The organism is Rhizobium sp. PRIMUS64 (assembly GCF_023006465.1).
GTDB classification, from domain to species: domain Bacteria; phylum Pseudomonadota; class Alphaproteobacteria; order Rhizobiales; family Rhizobiaceae; genus Rhizobium; species Rhizobium leguminosarum.
The window spans coordinates 1-17,719 of record NZ_JALBGX010000134.1 but is presented as its reverse complement, the minus strand read 5'-3'; the positions used below and the strand labels follow the sequence as shown (position 1 = coordinate 17,719).

Genomic DNA, 17,719 nt, shown 5'->3' with positions numbered 1-17,719 from the left:
CCTACCCTCTGCAACCCCGGCCAGCGCCGGGCAGGCCAAGCGCTGATCTACAGCATATGGGGGGTCAAAATTGGACGCCGATAAGGGGTGAACTTTGGACGCCGATTGACAGTGACCGTTCTCGACTGTGGCGTCCTTTGAGTGGGGAACGACCGCCGTCAGGATCCCGAAGAGTTGGAGACTGAGGTCTTGTTGTAGATCGCTCCTCCGCTATGTCGATAGCTGGAGGATGTCACATGCCAACGCACGACAAACACTTCCGCATGCTTTCGGAAGCGGTACAGGCTTGGTACCGCTATTACGAGGTCGAACCCGACGACCAGGCGTCGCAAACCTTGTGCTCGGCCGCCATCGAGTTCTTCAACGAAGGCGCGAGATCGTTAGAGGATGTCACGACGCTGCTCATCGGCACCTATGTCGGCAGGTGGGCAACACGTGTAAACGCGCCGACGTCGGCTGCCGTTCACTGACCTGCCCGATTGACTGCATAACCAGGCTTCGCCCTGAGCATTCTTAATCGATCGACAGCTTCCAGCCGACGGCCACGACCTCACTGGAACCGAACTCGCCTCGCGACGCCATCTTCTGGAAGGGCTGGTGCCGGCAGGCGGCGAAGACGCCCTTCGACTGTCCGAGGAGATCGAGACGGACGGAGAGGTTCTCCTGCGCATCGCCTGCGACCACGGGCTTGAGGGGATCATCGCCAAGCGAAGGGACGCCACCTATCGACCCGGTCGGCTGGGTGAAGATCAAATGTGTCCAGAGCGATGGCTTTTTAATCATTGGGCATGAGAAGTCGACGGCGTCATTGCGGGCATTGGGCGGCTGCTGCTCGCCGCGCAGAGGAAAAGAGCTGGTATGTGGGGGGAGTGGGAACCGGCTTCAGCGAATATTCTGCGGGTGAGTTCCGGAAACAGATAGACAAACTGACCATCGGCAAGCCCCCTGTCGATACGGACGGAAGTGAAATGCGGTCTTCGTCGATCCGAAGCTTGTTGCCGAGATCAAATATCGAGCGTGGACGCACGACGGGAAGCTGCGGCACGCGTCATTTAAGGGGCTGCGCGACGCTGCTGATAACGCAGGCGTTTATGAGGTGCAATAATTCGCCGGCGCCGCTACGACCCGTAGCGGCCAATTCACGCCCGCGATGGGCTGAAATCCGTCCCTGGTCGCTGAATGAGGTTGCAGTTTACAATTTCTTCCGGTCCTCCTGCTTAGGTGTGATTATCCGCACGAAGCGATAGAGCCATGGAACCGGCTGGAAACCTGCGACACGACATCGAAGCGGCACTGCAACGTCAAAACTTGACGGGTTGGCAGCGAACGTTTCTTGCCGACATCCACGCTCGCCTTGAGCGTTCTGGCGGAAATGCTCGCCTCTCAACAGTGGCGAAAGACTTTCGAGATTCTAAGGCAGCGCGCTCGGCCCGCCCCATCGCAATCCGCGGTCGTTCCCTTTCCCCGATCTCGCCACCAGCCCAAGAAAATGTTCGTCCCCAGTTTTGGTAGAGCAGGCAGACGGCTGGCCATTGGGCTCCTGATCGTTGCTGCTGTGGCCGTCGCACAGCAGGTATCCGATTTGGGAGGGCAATTTCAGTCAACTCCGGCACAGCGAGGACATCTGTGGCCCAGGAATTCACGGTGACCGACGGAGACACCGTACACGTCGTTGGCGATGCCGCCGGAACACGTTTGGTGGGCTTCAACACGCCGGAGAAGTTCTCGCCCCAATGCTAATATGAGCGCCAACAGGGCGAGCGGGCGTTGGCGCGGCTTCGAGAGCTGGTTGCCGGCGGCAGCACCGAACTGAGAAAAGTCGCGTGCTTTTGTCCGCCGGACACCGAAGGTACGAAGAAATGCAACCATGGCGCCCTTTCGGGATGCTGTTGGTTGACGGGAAGGATGTCGGCAGCATTCTGATCAGCGAAGGCCTTGCAGTACCATTCGTCTGCGGCCGCAAGAGCTGTCCTCCGAGGCCGAGACCATGGTGCAAGGCATAGCCGACGAAATCCGGTGGACCCGTTGGATAGTGAGCGCCTTATGACGACCATCGAAAAAAGCGCGCCCCTGACTCCTTTTTTGAAAGGAACGAAATGGGAACATTCCTGAGGCGCTCTATTCCATCTCGAATACGGAGGATCCGGCATGCCTACGGTGTTGTTCAGACACGACCAAGACATCTCGCTTAATGATGTACTGAAGATTGCAGTAGAACGTTGCAGGCAGTGCTATGAAGTGTTCGCGGAAGATGGTTCGAGGTCTCGTCGGACGCTATGTCGCGGCGAGCGCGGGACGTGTCTGATGCCCTCGATTTCAGTGAAGAACCATATTTCTCGCCGGAGACGACGAGGAAGGTTCTTAAGCTTCGCAATGCGGTGTGGGGTATGTGCTTCGACTATCTCGGTGAATGCGGCCACCTGGGCAAATCAACCGACCTTCTCAGGATGGACCAGGACCTGGAATACGTCGTCGAAAAACTCGTCATCTACCACCTGTCTCCTCAGGAGATCGAAGAGGCTGAGGCCGAGTAGGCGCATGAAGGCCAGTTGTTTCGCTGATCTTGGCATCGGCGACGACACGGAGCCTCGGGGCAGCATTTGACATCTCTTCATACTTCAAGATCCGGACAATTTTGATATTGCAGTTTCTGAAGCGATGCCTCGAGGTCGAGCTTGAAGCCGGTTGCGGCGTAGTCAAACGAGACGTCTCCGAAAGCGGACAGGCTCGTATTGACCAAGCGGGAGCCGAAGCCCTTCTTCTTTGGGGCTTCCACGGCTGGGCCACCGCTCTCTTGCCAATGGAGATTGAAGCGATCGTCGCCGACATTTTTGCGCACGGACCACTCGATCTCGACAGTTCCTGTATCCCCTGATAGAGCCCCGTACTTTGTCGCATTGGTGACAAGCTCATGCAGCACGAGGGCGAAGCCAAGAGCCGCTTGCGGGTTCAGGCTGACTGCCGGACCGCTTGCTTTGATGCGGCTCGGTTCAACGCCGAGATTCACCGCGGTCGCTTCGATGATCGTATCGACGGCTGCGGATAACCAGTTCTTCTGCAGCAAAATATCGTGCGCGTTTGCATATGCCTTGATGCGCGACGAGATCGACTGCTCCGCGGCTTCGATGCTGGCGGCGTTCCGGAATGACTGGTTGGTGATCGCCTGAACGACTGCCAGCGTGTTCTTGATGCGGTGAGAAAGTTCGTGCATCAGGACGCGCTGTCGCTCCTCATTTTCCCGCTGCTCGGTTCGATCCCTGAGGATCTTCACGAAGCCTTCGAGTTCGCCATCATCCGATCTCAACGCCATCATCTGGCCCGACGCCCAGAATAACGAGCCGTCCTTTCGAAGGTGCCAGCGCTCATCATCTCCATGGCCCTGGGTCAGTGCGGCGGTCATTTCCCGTTGAGGAATGCCCGCCGCGCGGTCTTCCTCAGTGAAAATAACGGCCACGGGATGGCCGACGATTTCGGTCTCATCCCATCCGAGAATTCGGCGGGCACCCTCATTCCAGGTGATCACTCGGGAGTCGAGATCCAGGGCGATGATCGCATATTCGATGGCACTCTGAAGGATTGCTTCGAGAAAGCGCTCCCGAGCGCGACTGGAGGTGGAAATGGGGTTCATGATTTTATTCTGCGCCTGATCCTTCCGGTCGCGCAAGCGGAATTGCCTTACCTCATCCCATACAGGCGCAATGACAACGCCATCGAACCGTGACTCCCGGACGGGCTGGTCGGGAAGCCTGCCGCATAGGCCAAGTCGGTCGATCGTCTTTTAGGAAAAAGACGGCGTGCGACGTTATCGGACCTCTTATTGAGCGTGGAAGGATGACGACCCAATTTGACAAAGACTTACCTTCGGTATCGTCAGAAGCAGCCTTGGCCGACCGGAAAGAACTTGCGGCGGTCGCGTTCGAACGAATAGGATGCCGATGGTCGTCAATGACGCGCGCAAGCCGGATCTGCCGATCGGGCTGGCCTACAGATCATTCCTCGAGCTGACCGGTTGCGCCGCCGGAGAGGTGCTGGGCCGGAATTGTCGTTTCCTTTAGGGCCCGGCGACGTCTCCGATCGCCGTCGCCGAACTTCGCGCTGCATCGCCGACGAGCGGGAGGTGAGCGTCGAGATCTTGAATTATAAGAAGAACGGGGAGCAGTTCTGGAACCGCTTGCATTTAAGTCCCATCCATGGGGACGACGGAAGGATGCTTTATTTTTCGGATCGTAAATCGACATGACGGAGTACCGGCGGATAGAGGCGCTGGAAGCGTCCGAGCATCGGCTGCTGACGGATCGGCCACCGGTCGAAGAACGTCCTCGCCATCGCGGACAGCATTGTTCGCCTCACCAACGCCGACGATCCGGCCGGAGGCGGGCAAAGAGGGCGAGATTGTAAGCGACCACCGATGACCAGACATAAGCCTTGAAGTGGTCGAGCCCACGCCAGGTGCAGCGCCCCAAGCCACAAGCGCGTTTCAAACATGAGATGCCGGCCTCGATGCCGGCGCGGAAGTTTCTGAGCTTGCGATAGACCCCGGCTACCGACCATATCTTCGATCTTGAGGCCGCACTTCTTGTGGAAGGCCATGTCGCGGATGCCGCAGGCTTTGGCTCGGCTCAAATTATCGCGGCTGGCATAGCCGGCCCTGATGCGGCGCCTGGCCATAAAAGGCGATGTGGCGTTCCAGCATCGGCAGCAAACGCTTGCTGTCTGCCGGTTGCCGGTTTCGACGACGAGGTCGAGGACCAGTCCGCTTCTGCCGGTGGTCAGATTGAGTTTGTGGCCGTAGTCGACGTCGCGGCTGCCTTCGACGATGATGTCGGCATGCGGCTCGAAGAGGCTCACCAGCTTCTCGCCAGCCGGCACCGGCTCGCCGGCCAGGACCCGCCGTTCGGTCTGGCCGATGATCCGGTCGATCAGCAGCTTATAGTGGCGGGGCTGGGTCTGCCACAGTTCGCCGGCCGGGCCAGCCGTCAGGGGCAACTGTTCACTCGCCTGCTGCAGATAACTCAAGGTCGTGCGCGTGATCTTGAGCAGTTCGCGGTAGTGCTTGATCCGTTTGGGGCGGCCGCGGGTATTCGATCGCTCGAGCCCGCTTCTTTGCCGCGCGGCGGTGGTCGTGCCATGGGATGGCTCTACCCAGTGCCACGGCCTGCTGCAACAGCCGCACCGTCACCCGGACAGCGTCCCATAATAGGCTACGGTCGCTCGGCTCATGGATCAGTGCGGCGGTGACGTGCTGTCGACGCGCACGACCTTGCCACTTTCCAGCTTCTCCTGCCGGGCGCTCGCCAGCAGCACCCTGCCAGAATAATTTTGCCCTGCGAGGAAAAGCAAAATTCGTGCGTGTTTGTGCCTGTGGTTCCCGAGGTTGCGAGTGTCGCGGCATTCAGGATAGAACGAGCGAGTTCCATCTCAGTGTGCTCCAAGCATTGGCGGCGACGAGGAGGCTGCTGCAGCAATGTTATACGCAGAGGACTTTGGTCGTCAAAGCTAAAGGTGACATTCAAAACGACGATCGTTTTCTCAGATGCCACCCGCTTTTCAATTGGATGCTTGGCAGAGGGGAATTGGACGCGGCGGTGGTGCTGGATGATCCTGCTTATATCTTGCGATGATCGGCTCCAGCCGCTCTTTCGGCCAGAACTGCGGAGAGCCGATCTCGCCAAGGCAGGTAGCGTTCCAGTATGATCCAGCGCTTACTGGCGACTTGCCCGATGTCGTTGCCCGGCCGACCGCGGCGATGTCGCGCGCCTCCGGGTAGATATAGAGCGTCGTCGGATTATCCTTGACCATCGACAAGACTTCCGGGGTCTCTTCCGGCGACCAGCTGGTGCATCCGTCGCTTCGCCCGCCCGCATAGGTGACCAACTTCCCGACAGGGACATAGCCTTTCCGATCGGCATATGGGCTCTCCGGCTTTTTCTGCATGCAGATCCCAGAGACGAGCGCCGCAGCATGCCCGCCGATGGCGCGTTGTCTGGCGTTGGCGGTATCGCCGATCCCATCGAATTGAACAAACGAGCGGGTCAAAACCGCCTCTCTGTTAGAAGGCGCCAGATAATAGCCTTTGAACGAGGTCTTGATCTCGCTTGTCAGATACGCGCCGGCGGTCAAGTTTGAGTCCAGCGCGTTGCCAAAATTCTTAGCGCATTCCCGGCCGTTGGAGAAGTTGACCACGCCAGGGAGGTTGAGGCCGCCACCATGCCCTGCCGAGATCACCCGAAACGACTGCTTCGCCTCGCAGATCACGTAGAACCGGCCAACTGTCAGATCGTTGGGTCGTGTCGCATCCATTGCGAAGTAACAGGCGTTCTTGACCGTTCCCTCCGCGACCTTCTCCAGATATAACCTCCGCGCCCGCTCCAGAACCACGCGCGTGATCTGGCCTTTCCCGTCGCCGACGTAGTCTGCTATCCAAGCCGGGAAAGGCGAACTCTTGCCCGCGGCACGTGCGGGAGTTGATCCGGACAGCATTGGTGCCAGGATGACCAACCCCGTTGCTAGCAAAAGGTTGAGCCTGGAACGCATCTGGTGCTCTCCGTGATGTAAACAAAGACCTGAATGACATCGATCATCATGACAGAGGCGACAACGAGGTTCGATAGTTCGCAATTATGCCTCGACACTCCTTAACAGCGCACTTCCAATCGGGTCGCAACAATCTGCGAGTAGTCTGTGCCCACTGGATCGTTGAAGAACATCGTCGTCAGCATCGCCTGATTTTCGGAAAGGATTTCTTTCGAGCCAGGCCTGACGACTTTGTGAGTGCAACCGCTAAAGCCTTCGCCCGAGATTTTCAGATCGGCATCGCTGGCAAAATCGAGAGCAGTATAGAGTGTCGGATCATAAACGCCGAAAACAATCAATCCTTTGAGCGGCGTCTTGGCCATTGGCTTCTGTGCGAAAGACAGGGTGAGGGAGCCGTTCTCATAGGTCCCATGCAGGATGTCCGGCTTCGCAAGCGCGAGTGTTTTCCCATTGATCGTGATGTTCATATAATAGTTGTACTGCGCAAGCGACTCCCGGACTGTTTTGGCGACGGCAGCAACTTCCGCAGGGTCGAGGGCATTGTTGCGGTTCTTGTCGTAGTCGAGCAGCACTGACGACGAAAACACCTCATCGAACTGCCATGTGTCGCGCAGCTCCTGGAGGCTTCCATCGGGCGCCGCGACCGCCTCGAATTTCGCATCAACGAAGATATGGGGATGGGCGAACGTGTTAGTCGGCATCCCGAGGAGGAGAAGTGAAATTGCCATAGTGGCGTGGCGGCGTTTGTTCGCGAGGCTCATGCTACGTGAGTGTCGAGAAGATTGCGACGGATTTAAGTTTCGATCGCCGTGGTTTACCGGAATGCACCTTCCGCTATTTCGCCGCCGAGACGTTGGTCGAGTTCCTCGTGCTGGCCGTTGCGGCAACTTGGCGATTCACGCCGCCACCGCGCGCCTATCGCTGCGGCAGCACAGCCGGCTTCGACGCATCTTCATTCAGACAAGGCGATGGCAAAAATCATCGTCACGCCCGGGCGCGCTGGCCCTGTCGAGATTGCGGCCTTCCTGATGAAAGGCGACATCGATCCGCTGGACGCCAAGAAGTGACCGTCGTCTTGTCGACCCCCCCTGCGGGAATAGAGCCAATCAAGCGTGCGGCGCGCCAGTGGGAGGATGGCACTTGGCGCGAGAACGTGCCGTTGCGGCAAGTGGAACATCCGTGTCGATTCTCGCGTCAGCGATTTTGAGCTTGCTCGGGCTTCCGGCGAGATTGAAATTGGGAATTGGAATGCCTTCACTGCAAACACACCGGATCTTCGTTTTACGTGGCGCAACTTTCCTCAAACGAACCCGCGCCCGTGCGGTATTTGGCCACATCCTCGCCGAGGCCGGAGCCGGAATAACCGGGTCACTCTCATCACATCAAGGGTGCCTGCCACGAGCAAACGCCTAATAATTGGCGCGAAGCCAAACCGCGTCGGTGACAGGGCACTCACAGTAATGGGCAGGTGCGGCTGTGGGCCGGCAATTGCTTATTTTGACGCGTCGCTTTTGTTGGCATGCGCCTGAATTTGCGTGCATCGCTCGATCAGGTGCTCGAACGGCTCGGAATCGCCGAGCAGCAGGCCGTCGTCGACCATGCGCACGTAATCCTCGCCGAGCGCACGCAGACCTTCTCCGGATGGCGTCAGAACCAGATTGCCGTTGACGGCTGCGGCGTAGTCGATGGGCGAGCGGTCGGCCGCCTTTTCCGCAAAAAACATGGATTTGTGTTTCGCCACGGCATTGGCGAGTTGCCGATCCGCGGATGCTTTGTCGGCGAAACCAGCATCGTCCAGCCGGACGACATCATGCCAGTGGCGGGCAAAACGATCGCCGCGAAGGCGCTCCTGCAGGCAGAAGACATGGATGGCGGTCGCTTTCTCCCAGAACGTCCGCTCCGCGTGCATGACGCGGGGACTCGCTTTCGGAAATTCGACACCATCAACCTGGCCCGACGCGTCACAGTCGATATCGCGGATACTGGCCGGCTCGCCGGTCGACGCGCTCCGAATTCGAGCATGACGCTCGGGGCGACATAGCCGGATCCGCTGCTCACCGCTTCATAGTCGAGGTAGAGCGTATCGTCCTCGAGGCGGATTGCCGCCGGAAGAGATTGAACGCGCAACGCGCCATAACCGGCTCCACCGAGCCCGCCACCCAGACCGGAAGCCGCTTTCGCACCTCGCTGGTCCAGTGTTTCTCCTCGCTGCGGGTTTTCGGCAGTGCTTCGTCATTGTCGCCAACAGTCCGGCGCCAGGGCGCGGATATCGTAGGTCAGGTCGACATCCTCGGAGAACCTTTTGATGACACCGTAGGCTTTCGAAAGCGAGGTGCCGCCCTTGAAGACGAGATGCTCACCGAGCTTGGACGAAAAGAGCGTCTGCAGCGTCCAGACGACCCAGACATCCTTTTCGAGGAGATGAATGGGCCGTCCGCTGTGGTCGGCTGCCACAGCCAAGGCTTCGCGCCGGTCATCTTTGACAAGCTCAGGAATAGATCAGCGATGCGCAGCCCTTCCTACGCTTCTTGCAAGCCAGGTCGGAAACTGCGGAGCCGCCGCCACCAGCTCGCCGAACGCCTCCGGCGGCAGCTTTCGCTTGATCCGCGACAGTGCTTCATCGGCCCTCTCCGGCCCAAGCCATGCAAGTGCGCGGACCGCCACGCCAGCAGGTCGATCGGCCAAGGCCAATTGCCAGCGCGGCACGTGCTTGAGCTCGACCGTCTGCTGTCCAAGGGTCATCGTCCGGCTACGGCCGGATGTCAGGTAGACGGAGCGGACCGGGACCTGGGAGGTCAGGCCCAGGGCATTTGCCGCGGCGGCGCCATTCGAGACGATGACCTCACCGCGCTGCTGCGCCACCGCCTCTACGGCCTGTTCGACCGTCGGCGGCCGACTGCCAAAGCGACTTTTGACGGGCCGCATATAGATACCACGGCCCGCCCGGACGAGCTCGCCACGCTCGGCCAGGCGCGACAGAGCCTGATCCAGGGCGGCTCGATTTCCGAGATGCAAAAAACTCTTTGCCGAAAGCGCGGATCCTTCCGGCAGTCGTTCAGCATGTCCCATGATTTGCTATGTCAGCTTTTGCATGGCATTTCTCTTGTCAGAAATATATGCAAGTTTCTGACAGTTTGCAATGAGAGGGGAAGACGGCGAGCCCGGACGGTGCTGACCAATTTTTATCGGTCAGTGACCCGCTGTCTCTTCACAATCACGATTCATCTATCAGGCCGTCAAACACTTCCACCATCGCATCGCTGATGGCCTTGCCTAGCGCGGCTGCAGCGTTTGCAAGCGCCTCGTCGTCCATATCGCGAGCGGCCATCGCAAAAGCAGTTCCCTCGGACGTTATGATTTCCCGCGCCCGCTCAATTGCCCAAAGGCCGAAGTCGCTGCGGCTGCTGATTTCCACGGTTTCCATGTTGTCCCCTGATTTGTTCGAGAGGACGGCTTATACCGATTTGCCGGACAATGCAGTCTGAAAACCGAGCCCGAGGACCGACTTCGATCTGTCTCGTGAGCGCATTCCCTACGGGAGCGTGCTCTATTGCGCCGCACCTTGGCGACTGCGGTGTCACCAGCATTTGTACTGCGGTATAATTTGGAAGCTATGTGGGGGTCAATGGTTCAATTTTGCCGCTCCGATAGCACCCATTTGTCATATCACTGAAAAACTTCTGACCTAACGAGGCTTTCCGGGCCTCCGTTCAGGGTGCGGCCGTCGATCAGGAGTGACGAAATCATGTTGGAACGTGTTGGCAGCGGATCGAAAGAGGTCGAAACCCTGGTCGTGGACCTCGGCCAGAAAGACGTGACTGGCCGTTCTGCATCGACAAAAACCATCGACGCCGGCGAAATACGCAAGATCGCGCCGAGCGGCAACGGGCAGGCACTCGACATCTCCGCTGCGCGGGGCTTCGTCGGATTTACCCAGAGCAAAAGCGGCGCCACCGCGATCCTGGTCGATGCAAAGGTGAGCACGCCCGAAACCGACCCGGGCAACGATCTCAAGATCGACCTGGACGGCTTGAAAAAGGTTGCCGCTTCCGAATTCGGCAGCACCGTGCCCAATAATATCACTCACCTGTTCAACCCGACCATCGAGGCGATGGCCAACCAGTTTTACGGGGGAGACAGCGTCGAGGTCCGCGACAGGTTCAAGGCCGACGTCAAGGCGCTTCTCGGTCCGCTGCTCGACAAGGTTGGCGCGGGAGAAATCGGCATTGGCGATCTCGCCGGCAACCTGGAGCGCCTGACCTCGCGTCTGATCGCTCCCGGCGGCAAGGAAGTCTGGGGTTACCGTCACGCGGTGCAGACCGCGCTGGAAGGGCTCGTCATGAGCGCCAGCCTCGTCTCGAAGATGCCGGCCAATCCGGACTGGGACAAGAATTTCTCGCCGCTGCCTTCCAGCAATCTCGCCAGCTATTCCTTCAACGACGTCATGGCTATGATCATGGTCGGCACTGGGCTGGCCGGCAAGGAGATCGCCGCCAACGGCTCAGGTGACGGACGCTTCTTCGCCGGCAGCGGCGGCGACGCCTGGATCGCCGAGCGTATGTTCGGCACCAAGGACAATGGCTGGAGCAAGACCATCCAAAATCTCGATCTGCCCTATATCGACAGCGACTATCTGACATCGAGCCTCAAGAAGATGGACCTTGTCATGTCGGGCTCGGATGCCATCGAGCCGGTCGTGGAGCGCCCGATCGACGAGAACGACATCCTGGAAAGCAAGCTGCTGCGCGGCTACGCTCCGTCGACCGCCTATGAGCCGACGCTGAAGAAGCTCGACGAACTCAAATACGGCATTCTCGGCGACGCCGTGAAGGACGTGAGCCGGGATTTCGTCGCGCCCGACAACATGGACCACCTCGACCAGCTGACGCCGGAACAGAAGGCGACGCTGCTCTACGATCTCATCGAGATCAAACAGCAGTTCAATGGCTATATGAACCAGTATGGCGACAGCGTGCCCGATGGCGAGCGCGTCGGCAAGGACCTCGATGCGCGGATCGAAAAGCTGACGGCCGATCCGGCGACGCAGCAGCATCTCTCGGATATCTTCGCGAGCGGCATGAAGGAATATCTGCAACGCCCGGCGAATTCCGATCTGCTCACCAACATCGAAGACGCCTATCTGATCGATATCGGCGGCGGCAAGGCGATCGACCGGGCGCTGAGCGCCGGCAAGAGCTTCGAAGATGCCCTGAAGGATTATTATTCCGAACTCAACACGCTCGTCGATCTCCTGCCCCAGGATTATATCGACGCGCATCTCGACGCCGCGAACGTCACCTTCTCGAACGTCATCAAGGAACATTATATCGGCGACGGCCAGGGTGTCGATCTCGAGCCGCTGCTGTCGGGTCCGGATGACACCTTCGTGCCCGGCGCAACGAATGACGCCATCAGCCAGTTGGCAAACACCTTCGCCGAGGATTTCATCAGCAAAAACGGCCCGGCCGATGGCGGCGAGACGCTGAAACAGAACCTGGCACAGGACATAGCACGCGACGTCGACGGCGTTCTGCGGATGATGCGCGGCGGTATGAAGCTCGACGATGCGCTTGCCTCCTTCAAGGATTCGCTCGATCTGCCGCGCCAGACCCGGACACCTGCCGGCATCGATGCCGAAGTGTACAAGGCCGGTCTGATGCACGCCGTGCAGATGCTGACGATGTCGAGCGTGCTGGTGGCGCGCGGCCTCGGTGTCGGCGGCAAGTGGACGCCGGCCGATATCGCCGCTGCGGTCGGCTCGGCGACACAGATCGTCGGCATGACGATGGAAGGTCTCGGCAAGAACCTCGACGTTGCCGGCAAACCGTTCAGCGCCTTCGGCAATCAGCCTGGCAGCTGGGGCAAGGGGATCTCGATGAACTTCTCGCCGAAGACGATGGAAGCGGCAGGCAAGATCCTCGGCGCGGCCGGCGGCCTCGCCATGGCCGGCCTCGGCTTCTATTCGGCGTCGCGGTCGATGAAGGCCGGCGACCGCGCCAAGGGCGCGCTCGAAATAATCGGCGGCATTGCCGGTACCGGCAACGCGCTCATCGGTTTCTCCGAGGCGATGCTTTATCTGACCAATGCCATGTCCCGTGCCTTTTCCGGACTCGGAACGGTGGCGCCGGAAGTCGTGACCATCTTCAGCAGCGCCGCCAAAACCGGCCTTGCCGCGGCCGGACTGGTCACCGGCCTCGTTGCCTCGGCCGTCGGGCTAGCGCTTGGCCTGTGGGATATGGCCAATGGCGTGAAGAAGCTCGACAAAATGGAAAAGCAGCTGAACGAGAAGCTTGAACGCTACACCGGCGAGTCCGTGCATCTCGAATTTGGGCCAGACCCGTCATTCATCTGGTAGAGGCAGAGGGGCGGCAACGATGACCGCCACAGCCTGGGAAATACCCTGCGACCCCTCGGTAAAAATGTGATTTTTGATCTCCAGGCGCGAGGCCGCTGCATTTTATGCAACCGCGATGTCGCGATCGGGCTTGAATTATCACGCAAAGGTCGATCTTATGCCTAACGTAAGGTAAACGACGTCATCCGCGAAAAGCGGAAAAAGAAAATCAAAGGGAACGCATGTCATCGATCGCACCAGCATCTTCGGATATCGATACGGTTTCATTTCTCCGGCTAAACGCCAATTCCGATCCAAAGTCCGAAAATTCCACGAGCCAGGGCAAAACCACGAGCACCACGGTCAAGAAGGCATCGCCTTTTGCCTCTGACGGGACCACGACGGCAGCCCTGACGATTTTCTCCTCTATATCGGCGCAGACGAGCAGTCCGAAGTTCGTTTCGCTGGCCGCCACGTCGAATGGCACGTCCCGCCCTACCGCGCCGATCCAGCCGGTCATCGATCTCCTGTTCAATTCCGATTTCATGAGCGAGATCAATCAGGGCTTCATGGAAGGGCTGAAGGACAAGGACAAATCCTTCGAGAGCATCGACGTCGTCAAAAACCCTCACAATTACACTGCCGAGCAGAAACTGATCATGTATCTCGATCTGCTTCAGACCAAGGCGACCTTCGGCCAATACAAGGACAGCCTCGGCGACAACCAGCGCGGCATCTACAACGACCAGGAGATCCTGAAGGATCTCGACAAGTCGATCGCCATCCTGGGCTCGGACCCCGACGTCAACTCGCTGATGACGGAGAAGGCGCTGAAGGCCTTCAAGCTGATCTTCTCCGGTTATCGCGTGGCGCCGCCCGATACGAACAAGGACGCTTCCGAGATCATCAACGACACGATAACGCGTGACGAGAAGATGAAGGACCTGCGTACGAAGGTCGAGGATGCCTTTGAGCGCGACATCGTCAATGGCGGCCTGCTGAATGACGGTCTCAAATCCGGCAAGGACGTCACCACCATTCTCAAGGAATATAATGCCGCCCTCGGCTTCTATTCCATGGTGCTTCCCGACGATTTCGTAAAGCAGCGCTCGGCGATTGCCGACAAGACCTATGCCGAATTCTTCGACAAGAACGTGCTGCCGACGATCTCCGATCCGACGACGGCGCTCGATGGCCTGATCCGCATGGGACTGGCCGGCAACAAGACCGAGCGGGAACTGAAGGGGCTCGGCTCCATCCTGCCGGTTATGGATTTCGACCAGTCGCTCGGGCTCGGCGGCAGCCTGTTCCCCGATCTCAAGATCGACCTCGACGGTTTGAAAAAGGTTGCCGCTTCCGAATTCGGCAGCACCGTGCCCAACAATATCACCCACCTGTTCAACCCGACCATCCAGGCGATGGCCAACCAGTTTTACGGGTCAGACAGCCCCGAGGTGCGCGATCAGTTCAAGGCCGACGTCAAGGCGCTTCTCGGTCCGCTGCTCGACAAGGTAGGCGCCGGAGAAATCGGCATCGGCGATCTCGCCGGCAATCTGGAGCGCCTGACGTCGCGCCTGAGCGCACCCGGCGGCAAGGAGGTCTTGGGCTACCGCCATGCGGTGCAGACCGCGCTGGAAGGGCTCGTCATGGGCGCCAGCCTGGTCTCGAAGTTGCCGGCCAATGCCGAGTGGGACAAGAGCGTCTCGCCGCTGCCCTCCAGCAATCTCGCCAGCTATTCGTTCAACGACGTCATGGCGGCGATCATGATCGGCACCGGGCTGGCCGGCAAGGGCATTGCCGCCAACGGCTCAGACGGCGGGCGCTTCTTCGCCGGCAGCGGGGGCGACGCCTGGATCGCCGAGCGCATGTTCGCCACCAAGGACAATGGCTGGAGCAAGACCATCCAAAGTCTCGATCTGCCCTATATCGACAGCGAATATCTGACATCGAGCCTCAAGGACATGGGACTTTCCATGTCAGGCCTGATGAAGACGCTGATGCCCGGCACGGATGTGATCGATCCAATCATCGTCGACGGCAAGACCGCCGAAGAGGCGATCAAGAAGATCATCGCCCCGAGCCTCGACGCGCTGGCGGAAACCCTGTTCAAGGGCAATGCCGATGCCATGGCGCAATACAAGACCAATTTCACGACGATCTTCACCGCGCTTTGGGCGACGATGCGACCGGGCGGCAGCGTCGAAACGATCAAGGCCGACCTTGCCAAGCTGATCGACAAGACCGCGACGGCGGCGCCGGCAGGGGTCGATCCTGTCAAATACAAGGCGGCGCTCTCTTCCGGCGTGATGTCGGTGCTCACCGCATCCCGCTCCATCTATGCCGGCCTCAACATGACCAGCCCGACCTGGGACAGCATCGGCATCGTGGTTCTGCACGCCCTTGGCGCTCTCGCGCACATGGGCAGTGCGCTCGGCTCGGCGATCAAAGCCTCGAATTTTTCGCTGCTGGATGGGATCAGTTCACTCGTCGGCGTTTCCGACGAGCTGGCGCGGGCGCAGCGCAGCGTGCTCTCCGCCTTTTTCAAGAATACCGGGACGACGGTTGGCGCCGTTGCCGGCGTCGCTTGGCTGCCGGTGGAATATTACCAGTTCCTGCAGGGGCTCACCAGTGGCAAGGGCGATCCGGTCGATCTCATCTTCATGGGTATCGGAACCGCGGCGGACACGGTCGGCGCGATCGAGGGCATCGCAGGCGTTGCCAATATGCTGGTGAATTCCACCTTCCTCGGGCGCACGGGCGCAACGGTAGCGCTCGTCTCCGGCGGCTTCTCGCTCGCCTTCGCAGTCGCCTGCGCGGTGTCCTGGGCGGCCTGGGCGGGCTTTGCCATCTACCAGAGCATCAAGCAGGAAAAAGCCTTCCACAAGCAGACCGACATGATGAACGACATGCTTAAGCGCACTGTCAACGACACGGTCGGCATCTACGCCAAGACCGGCCCGATCGTCGGCGCCAAGGGCGGCGTCGCCCCCGCGCCCCGCGACCCGGAACAGCGCGAGCTGACCCCTGAGAACTGGGACGCGATCATCGCCGATATCGAGAAGCGCCGCGGTACGGCGGTGGGCTGATCCGGGACGCTTTCGCAACACCAAATATCTGGGTACTCACAGGCCCGGTTGGCGTAGAGGCAGTCTGGCCTGTGAACATTTGATAGCAATAAATTTAAGTATGAATTTCATGCGCAATCTGGATATCTGCTGCGCTTTACGGATAAAAAACGTTCAATTTTAATATAAAGGTCGATAAAGTTGTCAATGCCGATTGCAAGTTCCGAAAATTAACCATCGGTTAAGTTTAAACAATTGACCGGCCGTTTTTTTATCCATATCAAATCATGCATTCATTTTGATAACTCCTTGATGGAAGTGCTCATATGGCCGTAGATTCAGTGAACTCCGACCTCAACCTGGCGCTCGCAAACCCTGTCTCGGTGGAGCTGACGACCGATAAGACGGGTTCCAAGGACACCACCGGCAGCACGACGAAAAAGGTCGATCCGAACAGCGAGAGCGAGATACTCTCCGCTGCCGTGGACGCGTTTCTGCCAGGCATGATTTCCAACACCCTGATGCTGAACAATTCGCTTTTCAATTTCGCCAAGGAGGCGATCGACGAAGGCAGCGACGAGTAGCGTTCCCGTTCATCGTTTGCAGTTGACGTGTACCGAGTTGAGGAATTGCAATGAGTGGAGAAGAACTTTCCGGCCGCGCCTTCACGCCGCCCGTCGACGGCGTATCGACAGGCAATGTGCTGAAGACCTCGGAGATCGTGGCGGAGCGGATCGGACTGCAACCGGCGGATTTCGCCGGCCTTCGGCCAACCGAACTCACCTCTATTCCCAACACCCAGGGCCGCAAGATCGCGCCTGAGTCCGACGCCGTCCCGCCCTCCTATTCACCGGAAGGCAATACCAGGCCCTCCAGCATTCTCGAACGGCTGTCGGCATTCTTCATGCCCGTGGCCGGGAGCGGCCAGCCGGAGACGCCGCTGGTGCGATTTGCCGCGGACAAGGATCACAGCGGCCCGAAGATCGAAGACATCACGACATCGATCGACCGGCTGGAGAAATCACAGCAATTCGCAACCGGCACGACGCTGCTGTCGTCACTCACCCAGTCGGTGATGTCGTCGTCCAAACGGCTGACGCAGGGCCAGTGAATATCATGATCTCATCGGCCCTTGCGAGATCATCGATCTCTTCGCCCGCGCGCAAAGTCCTTCCGAAGGCCGCCATGCTCGCCCTCTGCCTGTTCCTCGCCGCCTGCAGCCAGGACGTGCTGACGGGACTCGATCAGCGCGATGCGCTGGATGCTCAGGTCCTGCTGGAACGCGCCGGCATCTCCGTCACCATGAAGAGCGAAAAGGGCGGGACCTATGCGATCATCGCTGAATCAGCCGATCATGCCCGGGCGATCGAGTTGCTGGCGGGCGCCGGTCTGCCGCGTCAGTCGTTCGGAAATGTCGCCGAACTCTTTCCCGGCAACGGCTTCCTTGTGACGCCTTACGAACAGAAAGCCCGGATGAGCTACGCCATCGAGCAGCAGCTTGCCGAAACGCTTTCCGGGCTTGACGGCGTGGCGACGGCGCGCGTCCATGTGGTGCTGCCGGAGGAGAACGGCCGCGGGCTCATCAAGGAGAAGGCGAGGGCGGCGGCCGTGCTGCAATATCGCCCCGGCGCCAATCTCAACGAGATCGACATGAAAAGCCGATCCGTTCTGGTCAACAGCATCCTTGATCTCTCTTACGAAGATGTCTCGGTGGTGGTCAGCCCCTGGTCGGAGGTCGGCGCGCCGGCGGCTCCTGCCACAGCCGCAGCGCCCGCCCCAGCAGCAC

Annotated in this window: 13 protein-coding genes and 4 pseudogenes; 9 read left to right on the top strand and 8 right to left on the bottom strand. The window is 59.4% G+C overall.

What is annotated here, in order from left to right; genetic code table 11:
* Nucleotides 1-236: 236 nt before the first annotated feature.
* The 3 genes and pseudogenes from MOV76_RS32445 (at nt 237) to MOV76_RS32435 (ending at nt 2,534) form a co-directional block, all read left to right on the top strand.
* Nucleotides 237-470 carry a hypothetical protein gene (locus MOV76_RS32445; protein WP_016737406.1) on the top strand — a complete coding sequence of 78 codons (234 nt, stop codon included), beginning with the start codon at nt 237-239 and terminating at the stop codon, nt 468-470.
* A gap of 67 nt (nt 471-537) precedes the next feature.
* Nucleotides 538-1,105: pseudogene (locus MOV76_RS32440) on the top strand (ATP-dependent DNA ligase); the annotation flags it as partial.
* 1,192 nt (nt 1,106-2,297) lie between these two features.
* On the top strand, nt 2,298-2,534 hold the full coding sequence (locus MOV76_RS32435) for a hypothetical protein (RefSeq protein ID WP_158464442.1): 237 nt from the start codon (nt 2,298-2,300) through the stop codon (nt 2,532-2,534).
* A gap of 77 nt (nt 2,535-2,611) precedes the next feature.
* On the opposite strand, the gene MOV76_RS32430 is transcribed toward MOV76_RS32435, so the two are convergent.
* The gene (locus MOV76_RS32430) at nt 2,612-3,628 is read right to left on the bottom strand and encodes a sensor histidine kinase (protein ID WP_029532363.1); all 1,017 of its coding nucleotides are present in this window, start codon (nt 3,626-3,628) and stop codon (nt 2,612-2,614) included.
* 203 nt (nt 3,629-3,831) lie between these two features.
* Here MOV76_RS32430 and MOV76_RS32425 point away from each other — a divergent pair.
* Nucleotides 3,832-4,369, top strand: a pseudogene (locus MOV76_RS32425) (PAS domain-containing protein); the annotation flags it as partial.
* Here MOV76_RS32425 and MOV76_RS32420 read toward each other — a convergent pair.
* From MOV76_RS32420 to MOV76_RS32395, 6 genes and pseudogenes are all read right to left on the bottom strand, one after another.
* Nucleotides 4,347-5,307: pseudogene (locus tag MOV76_RS32420) on the bottom strand (ISNCY family transposase); the annotation flags it as partial. The pseudogenes MOV76_RS32425 and MOV76_RS32420 overlap by 23 nt on opposite strands.
* 240 nt (nt 5,308-5,547) lie before the next feature.
* Nucleotides 5,548-6,534: a hypothetical protein gene (locus MOV76_RS32415; RefSeq protein WP_064820003.1), complete on the bottom strand. Its 987-nt coding sequence runs from the start codon at nt 6,532-6,534 to the stop codon at nt 5,548-5,550.
* Nucleotides 6,535-6,635: 101 nt separating this feature from the next.
* Nucleotides 6,636-7,295: a DUF1007 family protein gene (locus tag MOV76_RS32410; RefSeq protein WP_016737409.1), complete on the bottom strand. Its 660-nt coding sequence runs from the start codon at nt 7,293-7,295 to the stop codon at nt 6,636-6,638.
* 731 nt (nt 7,296-8,026) lie between these two features.
* Nucleotides 8,027-9,041: pseudogene (locus MOV76_RS32405) on the bottom strand (nucleotidyl transferase AbiEii/AbiGii toxin family protein).
* Complete coding sequence (locus tag MOV76_RS32400) at nt 9,034-9,603, bottom strand: DUF6088 family protein (protein ID WP_225884183.1); 570 nt, start codon at nt 9,601-9,603, stop codon at nt 9,034-9,036. The pseudogene MOV76_RS32405 and the gene MOV76_RS32400 overlap by 8 nt, the downstream one beginning before the upstream one ends.
* Before the next feature lie 145 nt (nt 9,604-9,748).
* Entirely contained in the window at nt 9,749-9,958 is a 210-nt protein-coding gene (locus MOV76_RS32395; RefSeq protein WP_064820004.1) for a hypothetical protein, read from the bottom strand.
* Nucleotides 9,959-10,279: 321 nt separating this feature from the next.
* Between MOV76_RS32395 and MOV76_RS32390 the strand changes: the two genes are divergently transcribed.
* Nucleotides 10,280-12,889, top strand: a complete 2,610-nt coding sequence (locus tag MOV76_RS32390; RefSeq protein WP_064820005.1) for a hypothetical protein — start codon at nt 10,280-10,282, stop codon at nt 12,887-12,889.
* A gap of 208 nt (nt 12,890-13,097) precedes the next feature.
* On the opposite strand, the gene MOV76_RS32385 is transcribed toward MOV76_RS32390, so the two are convergent.
* Nucleotides 13,098-13,388, bottom strand: coding sequence for a hypothetical protein (locus MOV76_RS32385; protein WP_004672580.1), 291 nt, complete (start codon nt 13,386-13,388; stop codon nt 13,098-13,100).
* 25 nt (nt 13,389-13,413) lie between these two features.
* On the opposite strand from MOV76_RS32385, the gene MOV76_RS32380 reads away from it, so the two are divergent.
* The 4 genes from MOV76_RS32380 to sctJ form a co-directional block, all read left to right on the top strand.
* Nucleotides 13,414-15,954, top strand: coding sequence for a hypothetical protein (locus MOV76_RS32380; RefSeq protein WP_225884182.1), 2,541 nt, complete (start codon nt 13,414-13,416; stop codon nt 15,952-15,954).
* Nucleotides 15,955-16,259: 305 nt separating this feature from the next.
* Complete coding sequence (locus MOV76_RS32375) at nt 16,260-16,517, top strand: hypothetical protein (RefSeq protein ID WP_008534237.1); 258 nt, start codon at nt 16,260-16,262, stop codon at nt 16,515-16,517.
* Nucleotides 16,518-16,567: 50 nt separating this feature from the next.
* Complete coding sequence (locus tag MOV76_RS32370; protein ID WP_064820006.1) at nt 16,568-17,044, top strand: hypothetical protein; 477 nt, start codon at nt 16,568-16,570, stop codon at nt 17,042-17,044.
* On the top strand, nt 17,041-17,719 hold a 679-nt coding region (gene sctJ / locus MOV76_RS32365; RefSeq protein ID WP_247266048.1), incomplete at its 3' end, for a type III secretion system inner membrane ring lipoprotein SctJ. The genes MOV76_RS32370 and sctJ, both read left to right, overlap by 4 nt.

Coding starts and splice junctions, on each gene's coding strand:
- MOV76_RS32445 (WP_016737406.1), top strand. CDS start 237: ATGCCAACGCACGACAAACACTTCCGCATGCTTTCGGAAGCGGTACAG.
- MOV76_RS32430 (WP_029532363.1), bottom strand. CDS start 3,628: ATGAACCCCATTTCCACCTCCAGTCGCGCTCGGGAGCGCTTTCTCGAA.
- MOV76_RS32415 (WP_064820003.1), bottom strand. CDS start 6,534: ATGCGTTCCAGGCTCAACCTTTTGCTAGCAACGGGGTTGGTCATCCTG.
- MOV76_RS32410 (WP_016737409.1), bottom strand. CDS start 7,295: ATGAGCCTCGCGAACAAACGCCGCCACGCCACTATGGCAATTTCACTT.
- MOV76_RS32400 (WP_225884183.1), bottom strand. CDS start 9,603: ATGGGACATGCTGAACGACTGCCGGAAGGATCCGCGCTTTCGGCAAAG.
- MOV76_RS32395 (WP_064820004.1), bottom strand. CDS start 9,958: ATGGAAACCGTGGAAATCAGCAGCCGCAGCGACTTCGGCCTTTGGGCA.
- MOV76_RS32390 (WP_064820005.1), top strand. CDS start 10,280: ATGTTGGAACGTGTTGGCAGCGGATCGAAAGAGGTCGAAACCCTGGTC.
- MOV76_RS32385 (WP_004672580.1), bottom strand. CDS start 13,388: ATGACCGGCTGGATCGGCGCGGTAGGGCGGGACGTGCCATTCGACGTG.
- MOV76_RS32380 (WP_225884182.1), top strand. CDS start 13,414: ATGAGCGAGATCAATCAGGGCTTCATGGAAGGGCTGAAGGACAAGGAC.
- MOV76_RS32375 (WP_008534237.1), top strand. CDS start 16,260: ATGGCCGTAGATTCAGTGAACTCCGACCTCAACCTGGCGCTCGCAAAC.
- MOV76_RS32370 (WP_064820006.1), top strand. CDS start 16,568: ATGAGTGGAGAAGAACTTTCCGGCCGCGCCTTCACGCCGCCCGTCGAC.